The organism is Paenibacillus sp. P3E (assembly GCF_001909045.1).
In the GTDB taxonomy this organism is placed as follows: Bacteria; Bacillota; Bacilli; order Paenibacillales; family Paenibacillaceae; genus Paenibacillus_AQ; species Paenibacillus_AQ helianthi.
The window spans coordinates 1-8,888 of the sequence record NZ_LVWH01000033.1 but is presented as its reverse complement, the minus strand read 5'-3'; the positions used below and the strand labels follow the sequence as shown (position 1 = coordinate 8,888).

8 protein-coding genes and 1 riboswitch are annotated in these 8,888 nt (G+C 52.2%); of the genes, 2 read left to right on the top strand and 6 right to left on the bottom strand.

Annotated features, from left to right (window positions below; translation table 11 throughout):
* The coding region (locus tag A3842_RS05240; protein ID WP_143186165.1) for an IS3 family transposase at positions 1-246 on the top strand (246 nt) is incomplete at its 5' end.
* A 280-nt stretch (positions 247-526) separates the two neighbouring features.
* Here A3842_RS05240 and odhB read toward each other — a convergent pair.
* Both odhB and A3842_RS05230 read right to left on the bottom strand, forming a co-directional pair.
* Complete coding sequence (gene odhB, locus A3842_RS05235) at positions 527-1,834, bottom strand: 2-oxoglutarate dehydrogenase complex dihydrolipoyllysine-residue succinyltransferase (protein WP_074100686.1); 1,308 nt, start codon at positions 1,832-1,834, stop codon at positions 527-529.
* 51 nt (positions 1,835-1,885) lie between these two features.
* Positions 1,886-4,756 carry a 2-oxoglutarate dehydrogenase E1 component gene (locus A3842_RS05230; RefSeq protein ID WP_074100685.1) on the bottom strand — a complete coding sequence of 957 codons (2,871 nt, stop codon included), beginning with the start codon at positions 4,754-4,756 and terminating at the stop codon, positions 1,886-1,888.
* 437 nt (positions 4,757-5,193) lie between these two features.
* A riboswitch (cyclic di-GMP riboswitch) is annotated at positions 5,194-5,287 on the top strand.
* Between the two features lie 28 nt (positions 5,288-5,315).
* Between A3842_RS05230 and A3842_RS05225 the strand changes: the two genes are divergently transcribed.
* Positions 5,316-5,471 carry an anti-repressor SinI family protein gene (locus A3842_RS05225; RefSeq protein ID WP_083606841.1) on the top strand — a complete coding sequence of 52 codons (156 nt, stop codon included), beginning with the start codon at positions 5,316-5,318 and terminating at the stop codon, positions 5,469-5,471.
* Between the two features lie 94 nt (positions 5,472-5,565).
* On the opposite strand, the gene A3842_RS05220 is transcribed toward A3842_RS05225, so the two are convergent.
* From A3842_RS05220 to A3842_RS05205, 4 genes are all read right to left on the bottom strand, one after another.
* Positions 5,566-5,898 carry a helix-turn-helix domain-containing protein gene (locus A3842_RS05220; RefSeq protein WP_074086877.1) on the bottom strand — a complete coding sequence of 111 codons (333 nt, stop codon included), beginning with the start codon at positions 5,896-5,898 and terminating at the stop codon, positions 5,566-5,568.
* A 396-nt stretch (positions 5,899-6,294) separates the two neighbouring features.
* A complete protein-coding gene (locus A3842_RS05215; RefSeq protein WP_074086653.1) occupies positions 6,295-6,903 on the bottom strand; it encodes a TasA family protein in 609 nt (202 codons plus the stop codon).
* Positions 6,904-6,987: 84 nt separating this feature from the next.
* Positions 6,988-7,575, bottom strand: coding sequence for a signal peptidase I SipW (gene sipW, locus A3842_RS05210; protein WP_074100684.1), 588 nt, complete (start codon positions 7,573-7,575; stop codon positions 6,988-6,990).
* Position 7,576: 1 nt separating this feature from the next.
* Complete coding sequence (locus tag A3842_RS05205) at positions 7,577-8,728, bottom strand: superantigen-like protein SSL4 (RefSeq protein WP_074100683.1); 1,152 nt, start codon at positions 8,726-8,728, stop codon at positions 7,577-7,579.
* Positions 8,729-8,888: the final 160 nt, after the last annotated feature.

Genomic DNA, 8,888 nt, shown 5'->3' with positions numbered 1-8,888 from the left:
TACCGTATGAAGGCGAGCATGAGCCGCAAGGGGAATTGCTATGACAATGCCTGTATCGAATCCTTTCATAGCATCCTAAAGAAAGAGTTTGTCTATTGCACCAAATTCAAAACAAAACAGCAAGCGCAGGATGAGATGTTCCAGTATATTGAGTTTTTTTATAACCGCAAGCGAATCCACAGTGCACTGGGTTATCTTTCCCCTGTCCAATTTGCAGCGAAGTTCAAAAAGAAAAAGACCGCATAAATCTATTTTTTTATGTCCACTTTCTTGACGGAAGTCCAGAAATCCATTTAAATACTTATATAATGATGATTTTGACAAAAATAGGTGGAGATAATCCACTTACCTTTCTGCTGGGCATAGTTGTGAAGGGGAATTAATTGTAAGAGGTTTCCGTGGAGGCAGGAATAGAATGGTTATAGAGAAAAAGGGCTACGCAGACGATTTCAAACTGTCTGTGTAGCCCTCTTGAAGAAGATTATTTCTAGATTTGTGGTGATTTCTTATCCGAAGATGTAAGGGATCAGCCTTCCAGCAGCAGTGCTTCAGGATCTTCCAGCAATTCCTTGACCTTGACGAGGAAGCTAACTGCTTCCGAGCCGTCCACGATGCGGTGATCGTAGGACAGTGCGATGTACATCATCGGGCGGTTGGCGCTTCTTTCTTCGTCCAGGGCGATCGGACGGAGCTGGATCTTGTGCATGCCGAGAATACCGACCTGCGGTGTATTGAGGATTGGTGTTGACATGAGTGAGCCGAAAACCCCGCCATTGGTGATAGTAAAGGTACCGCCCTGCAGTTCTGGCAGGCTTAGCGTATTCGTGCGTGCCTTGGAGGCCAGCTCACCGATCTTCCGCTCAATTTCCGGGAAGCTTAGCCGGTCTGCATCGCGGACGACCGGCACTACGAGGCCTTCCTTGGCAGATACGGCAATGCCGATGTCATAGTATTTCTTGATCAGGAGATCCTCGCCGTCGATCTCGGCGTTCAGCAGCGGATAGGCCTTGAGTGCGCCGATCACCGCTTTGGTGAAGAAGGACATGAAGCCGAGTCCGACATCATGCTTCTCTTTGAAGGCATCCTTGCGGCGCTTGCGGATGTCGAGAATCGCGGTCATGTCCACCTCGTTGAAGGTGGTCAGCATGGCCGCGGTGTGCTGCGCCTCGACGAGGCGGCTCGCGATGGTCAGCCGTCTGCGCGACATGCGCTTGCGCTCGACGGCTTTGCCTTCCTCCTGCGGCGCGGAGCTTGCCGCCGCAGGCTTCACCGGCGCAGGCGCGGCCGCTGCCGCCGGAGCGCTTGGCGCAGCGGCCTCCGGCCCGGCTGCGCCATGGCCCTTCACATCGGCCGTAGCGATCCGGCCGATGGGGTCGCGGGCACTGACCTCGCCGAGGTCGATGCCCCGCTCCCGCGCGAGCTTGCGCGCCCCCGGCGAAGCCAGGGCCGCAGTGCCCGCCGCCGCTGCATCGGGTGCGGCGGGGGAAGCTGGCGCCGTTGCCTGCGGTGCGGCAGCCGCTGGGGCTTCGCTGCTCGCAGCAGGAGCCTCCGGCTTGCCGGCCGCAGCGCTCTGCGGCGCTTCGGCGCCTGCCGTACCGGCGCCGCTGCCGATGATGCCGATCGCTTCGCCGACGGCTACATTCTCGCCGGCCTGGCGCAGGATGGAGGAGATGACGCCGTCCTCCTCCGCGCTGATCTCCAGGTTGACCTTATCAGTCTCCAGTTCAGCGAGCACATCCCCCTGACCGACCGTATCCCCCTCTTTTACCAGCCATTTGTAGATCGTTCCTTCGGAAATAGATTCGCCCAAATCAGGTACTTTAATTTCGGACACAGGCCCTTACCTCCCCAAATAGAATAGTTTACGTTACCGAGACACCGCCCTCTATCTGGAAGACGGTACAGCCGCTTGTACTTGCGAGTTCAATTTCAGGGCTTCTGTTACTATACGACGCTGCTCAAAAGTATGCACGTCCGCATATCCGCTAGCCGGGCTGGATCGCTCCGGACGGCCGATATACTGCACCTTGACGTTCTGCGGGGCGATGGCCCGCAGCCGGGGCTCGGCATAACTCCAGCCGCCCATGTTCTTCGGTTCTTCCTGCAGCCACACAATTTCCGTAAGGGAACCCATCGCACTGAGGTGTGCAGCCAGTTCCCGTTCAGGGAATGGATAGAGCTGCTCCAGACGGAGGATATGCAGCCAGGACCAGTCTTGATCCTTGGCGGCCTCCAGCTCCGTCTGCAGATCGAGAGTCACCTTGCCGCTGCACACTACCAGCCGTTTGATCTCCCCGGGACTGCCGCCAAGAAGCGGCTCGGAAAGTACAGGCTGGAATCCGCCGGAAGCCAGCTCGGCTCCGGAGGAGGTGCTGCGCGGGTTGCGGATCAGGCTCTTCGGAGCCATGATCACGAGCGGGCGGGCCTCTCCCTTGCCGCACAAGGCTGCCTGGCGGCGCAGAAGATGAAAATACTGCGCTGCGGAGCTCAGGTTCGCCACAGTCCAGTTCTCCTCAGCGGAGAGCTGCAGATACCGTTCCAGCCGGGCACTGGAGTGCTCAGGGCCTTGCCCTTCATATCCATGCGGCAGCAGGATCGTCAGATTGCTGCGTTGGGTCCATTTCGCGCGTCCGGCAGCAATGAACTGGTCGATAATAACCTGAGCAGCATTGGCGAAATCGCCATACTGTGCTTCCCAGATCACGAAGGTTTCTGGCGCGAACACATTGTAGCCGTATTCGTAGCCGAGTACCGAGGCTTCTGAGAGCGGGCTGTTGTACACCCCGAAGGATGCCTTGGAATCGCTAAGCTGGTGCAGCGGAGAGAACAGTGCACCTGTCTCGCTGTCGTGCAGCACCAGATGACGGTGGGCGAAGGTTCCACGCTGGGAATCCTGGCCGCTCAGGCGGATCGGTGTACCGTCCTTCAGGATAGTGGCGAATGCCAGCGTTTCGGCCAGTGCCCAGTCTACCCGTTCTCCGTCCTTCAGCGCATCCTTGCGGCGCTGCAGAATTCGCTCCAGCTTCGGATAGACCTTGAAGCCGTCCGGTACCGTCAGCAGTTCCCGGTTGATCAGCTGCAGTTGCTCCAGCTGCACCGCCGTGGATTGCGGCTGAGTTGCTTCCGTTTCGAGCGGTACCGAGGTTTTGGCTTCTCCGTTCTTGCGCTTGCCATCCTTCATCAGGTCGAAGGCTTCCTGAAGCACTTTTTCCGCATCAAGGTTCATCTGGTTCACATCATCTGCCGTGATGATCTTCTCCCGCTGCAGGCGTTCCGCATAGACACGATAGACGGTCGGATGGTTACGCACTCTGCCATACACAATCGGCTGGGTGGTTTCAGGATCATCCATCTCATTATGACCGTGGCGGCGGTATCCAATCAGATCGATCACGAAATCCTTCTTAAATTGATTGCGGTAGGCGCTAGCCAGGCGGACAGCGGAGATGCAGGCCTCCGGATCATCGGCATTGACGTGAACCACAGGGATTTCATAGCCTTTGGCAAGGTCACTGGCATAATGGGTGGAACGGGAATCTTCACTTTCGGTAGTGAATCCGATCCGGTTATTGACGATAATATGCACCGTACCGCCGTTGGAGTACCCTTTGAGCTTGCCGATGTTGAGCGTTTCCGCAACAATTCCTTCGCCCGGAAAAGCGGCATCCCCGTGCATCAGTACAGCCATGGCCTTGTTCGTGTCGAGCTGCGGCAAACCCGGGGAATTCCGGTCTTCCTGAGCTGCACGTGTAAAGCCTTCAACGACAGGGTTGACGAATTCCAGATGGCTCGGGTTATTGGCCAGTGTAATACGGGTACGGACGGTCTCGCCCTCGCGCACGGCGCGGTCAGCACCCAAATGGTATTTCACATCGCCGGTCCAGCCGTAGTTAATGCCCATGGAGCCTTCGGAAGGGAAAAGCTCCTTGTTCGGAGAATGATGGAATTCCGAGAAAATAATATCATAGGGCTTCCCGAGAATATGAGCCAGTACATTCAGACGTCCGCGGTGGGCCATGCCCATCAGGATATGCTCTGCACCATCATGCGCGGCGGCACGGACAATCTCGTCCAGCATGGGCACCAGCGCGTCATTGCCTTCCAGGCTGAAGCGTTTTTGGCCGACAAAGGTCTTATGCAGGAAGGTCTCGAACTGCTCTACCTGGATCAGGCGGTTCAGCAGCTCCTTGCGCTCGGTATTGTTCAGCGGCGCGGGGGAGCTTGTAGACTCCGCCTGACCGTTCAGCCAGCGAAGCTCCTGTTCGTCATGCACATGTCCGAATTCGTAGGCGATAGTCTGCGTATATGCCTGACGCATCCGGTGAACGGCATCCCATGCGGTATGAACATCCGGCGGCGCATTCTCCCAGATCAGCGAGGCAGGCAAGGCAATCAGGTCCTCGCGGGTCAAGTCATAGGTTTCATAATCCAGCCATTTCGCCATAGGGCTGTTAACCTGCTCCAGCGGATCGATATTGGCGGCCATATGGCCATATATACGAATATTGGCGATTAGCTTGGAAGCTCGTACGGCCTTTCTCAGCCACTCGGTGTCTCCCGAAAGGGCCGGCTGCGGAGCCTGAACGGCATCCGGAGCGAGCGGAGGAGGGCCGGAAACGGTAAACAAATCGCGGTAATGATGTTCTACGGATGAAGGATCATGAACAAATTGCTCATATTTCTCTTGAATGTAGCCCAGATTGGGGCCGTGATACTTACTCCAAATGGATTCGTTATAGGGCTCTTTAACTGCCATGAATACATCCTCCTAACGGATGAACTCCACGTGCGGCATGAGGCTTGGGCGCCCAGTGGAGCTGCGATGGTTGCGGTTTCATTCCTCATCTTATTGTGCTACTTTCAAGGCGTGTAATCAATTCATACTTTCGGGGAATCCGTTCGCAAAACGGCATGATTCAGTCCTCAAATGATGGAAAACGGATATCGGTTACCTGAAGCTGGATGTGAACAGGGTGATCCGGTAATAATTACCCATGGATGCCACCGAAGGCTTCATGAATAGTTCCTAAAGTCATATCTATTGGACAAATCCCAGCAAAAAAAACTGTTCTTTTGCACTACTTGTCATAAAAAATTTCCATAAATCGACACACTTTTCTCGTGAGAACTTATATAATGTTATTGCGGATAACGGTTTCATTGTTTTCTAACCAGATCCTTTCATGTAAAGGATCCAGTAAAGGGTAAACCTGCTGAAAGGCAGGGACACAAAGTCTCGGGTCTAATGTAGAAAGGCTTCAACTACTACGACGGCCGGACTGCCTGGGGACGCAAAAATTCTAGGAGGAGATATCTTGGATAAGTCCAACCAGGGGAATGACGGAGAACTGCTGATGGGTGATCTGGATCTAGAATGGGTGTATTTGCTGATGTCGGCGAAGAAAGCAGGCATCGGGGCAGATGAAATCCGCCAGTTTTTAAGTGAAAAGACAACGTTGCAGGTAATGTAGGGGCGTTTACTTTGCGGGAATACATACAGAAAAGGGCACAGCGCCAGACGCTGTGCCCTTTTCTGTATCGCTGGAGCCTTAGGACAACCGCCCGTTATTGATCCTTTTGCTCTAGCCGCCATTTTTGATAATCGAGGAATTCTTTGAATTCCCGTTTGCTTATGCCGGAAGCCATGGCTTCTTGAACGAGCCGGAACCATTCGCCATCTAGTGCGGATTCGTCAGTCTCTGAGGGCTCGCCATAGAGCAGGCTGTGGATAGACACCTGGAGCGCATCGGCGATTTTTTCGATGAATTGAATAGAGGGGTTGGATTGGATATTTCTTTCTACATTGCTTAAGTATGATTTTGCCACATCTGACTTGTCCGCTAATTCGGATAAGGACCAGCCTTTTTCCAGACGGAGTTGGTGGATGCGACTTCCCATATTATCCGGCACGATTACAACGCCCCTCCGTACTTATTGTTAAAATATAAGGATTTAACTGTTCTATGCCATCAATCATCCTTATATTTCTCGCTGAAACGGCTATTTGAAGGCGATACGTAGTATTGCTGCTTCGGAAGCATAAGCTTGTAAAAGACGACGTAGCCGTTTCCAATTGAAATATAAGAATGTATATGCTTGACGCTATACATTGTCCTTCTATTTATGGAGAAACGGATACCGCCTCTTTCGGAGGACGGCGAAGACGTTTCTTTTTATCAGTATAACAAATTTCCGTAAAATGGACAAAAATCAATCGTTACAAAGAAAAAACAGCCTAATCTGCTCCGGCTTCGGAATCAGGGTAGGCTGCTTCAGAATGCAGTCCGTTATGAATTAATAATCTTTTTTAGGGCCTTGTTTGGCCTCGAAGTTCCAAGTCAGCTTCAGCTTATCCTTTTGGAAATAGTTCTGTGCTTCACCATTGTCAACGAATTCGAACTTGACTGTAAAGCTGTCGCTGCTCTGAGCTTTGATACCGTCGGCTTCCGTCCAGATTTGATCCAGACCGGTATTGTTTACAAGATCGGGGGTTTGGCTCTTCAGGGCATCCAGTGTGGTTTCGTATACGACAACCTCCGGTGTGAGAATGGTTCCTTTATCATTATTCTTCAGGAATTTAACCTTGATGAATTTGCTGAGATCGACACCGTTGTTGTCGCCGAGCGTATCTGTAATCTCTGTAGTGGTCTTCAGCAATACTGAGCCGATGTCCAGGGTTCCGTCATTTTTGAGCTTGAAGGTTTTGGTTACAGTATCACCCGGTTTCAGGTTAGGGATATCCACGATTACGGAAGGATCAGAATTCAGATCCAGCGTACCTGCTGCGAAGGTTGCCGTGCTTGTCGCAGTATCGCTGAAATATGCGAAGGTTCCTCCGCCAATCAAAGACAAACCGAGTGCTGCCGATGCCATGCCAAAACCCAATGTTTTCTTGATACCCATATTCTTATTCCTCCTCTGATTAGTAAAGCGAATGATAAATGTATATTGTATCTTCCGTTTCGTAGGCGGAAGCGGACAATCGGATCAGGGCTGTATGTCAGTTCCCGGAGGTGCCTGGGGAAGCACGGTGTTTTTTTTCTCAAGCGCCGTAAGAGCCTTCCATGAACTGTAGAGCGCATAAAGCAGGAGCAGAAGTCCGGGAACGATCATCAGGACCACACTGCCGGCTTTGGAGGCGGCAAAATTCATGGCATATCCTACATATGGAATGGTGACTCCGGTGTACTGGGCCACAATATTCCCTGAACTCACGGGCGTCATATCCGCAGCGTCATTGTTATCGCCTTTGGTATGATAGATGACCTCGCCGGCAGCGGTTTTTGCTGAAGCATCCACAATTCGGTGAGTGATCAGGATATTATCCTCGCTCATAAAGGTGATGACATCGCCTTTATGGAACCGGGTCATGTCTCCTCCGGGTTTCAGGGCGACGATGGATCCGGTTTGAATACCTGGCTCCATTGAACCGGAAAGCACCGACTTGATCTCATATCCAAAAAGGGTAGGTTCGCCTCCCGAGGCCCTGGACACTACAACTGCTACTGCCAGCACCACGAAAATCAATACCATTACTGCGGATAAAGTATGGCTAATTATTTTTTTGATAAGCATGTCAGTCTCCACCTTTAATGAGTTGTGGCTCCGAAGGTGATGCGGTCATTTCCGGACCTGGTATCGGAGGCTCTGTTGCCTGAGGTTCTTGGGTAGGTGTCTCTGTCACATCCCCTTTTGGAGGCGTGATCTGGTTGTCACCGGCGGGTGCCGGGGTGGCGCTGGCTTCGGGGACATCTGGAGCTGCCGTACTAACGGCTTCAGGCTCAGGAGTAGCTTTTAATTCAGCTTTGGCCTTTTCTGCGTCTTCCTTCTTCTGTTTCTCAAGGGCGAGTTTGGCTTCTTCTTCCTTTTTGGCTTTAGCCAGTTCCTCTTGCCGGGCCTTCTCGATCTCTTCAAGCCGCTTGCTGCGGGTCTGGGTGATGAGCTGCTGCTGCTGTTCAAGCCCTGAAATACCGGCGGTTGCAGTATCTTTGGCGCTGTTCAGCTCCGCATCCAATTTGTCATACATAGAAACCAGTTCTACGGATAGCTCACCCGGCGACTGTCCGGAAGCAGCTATGATCGGAAAGAGCTGTGAAGGTTCTTCCGGGATGGAATTTAGTGGGCTGTAGACTGCTTCGTTAACCGTTATAGGGAATGGAGTATTGCCGTTCTGAATGGCCTCCAGGTAATGAACGATTGCGGCTATGGAAGCAGTGAAGGATTCGGAGAGCACACCGTTTTGGCTAAGACTGTTCTGTAACCCGTCAAAGAATTCCTTATCTCTGATTTCCAGACAATTAGGATCGAGATCGATCATATATCCTCCAATCTGTGCCAGAACAGCAGTTGCAGCGCTGATCTCTGCATGAATCCCGTTCCAAATCCCGGCGTTGGCGGTCTTCTGGCCTTCAATGGCAATCAGATCGGAATGTAGATCCGCAACCTGCCTTGAAATCTCCTTTTCCGCTATTTCCAGCTCTTCCAAGGACATAGACTCGATTCCAGTTATTCCTGTTAAGCCGGCCGGGGAACTGTAACCTTTCAAGGTTGCTTTTAGAGCCTGGGCTGTATTGAGATGTTCTTTTAATTCGCTGAGCAGCTGCTTGATGGAATCCGGGAATACTTTACAAAAACCAATGGTGCTGACTGTCTCCGCGGTACCGTTAAAACCTCCATAAGTACTGCCGATTTGGCCAGAGGTATACAGCAGGAGTACGGATATGGCCATCCCCGACTGCAGGATGCGAAGACCGGTTTTTTGGGTTTTTCTTTTACGCCGTTTGGCGGATCTGGGGTACAGAGGCAGGCCCCCCTCTCATAACTTACTGTTGATGTAATTCGTTATATTTGTTCTTAATAAAGAACGTTTTCGTAAGGAAATCATACAC

What these genes read in the sequence shown, in the direction of transcription:
- A3842_RS05205 (WP_074100683.1), bottom strand. Translation starts at nt 8,728, where the DNA reads ATGGCCATATCCGTACTCCTGCTGTATACCTCTGGCCAAATCGGCAGT.
- A3842_RS05220 (WP_074086877.1), bottom strand. Translation starts at nt 5,898, where the DNA reads ATGGGAAGTCGCATCCACCAACTCCGTCTGGAAAAAGGCTGGTCCTTA.
- A3842_RS05230 (WP_074100685.1), bottom strand. Translation starts at nt 4,756, where the DNA reads ATGGCAGTTAAAGAGCCCTATAACGAATCCATTTGGAGTAAGTATCAC.
- sipW (WP_074100684.1), bottom strand. Translation starts at nt 7,575, where the DNA reads ATGCTTATCAAAAAAATAATTAGCCATACTTTATCCGCAGTAATGGTA.
- A3842_RS05215 (WP_074086653.1), bottom strand. Translation starts at nt 6,903, where the DNA reads ATGGGTATCAAGAAAACATTGGGTTTTGGCATGGCATCGGCAGCACTC.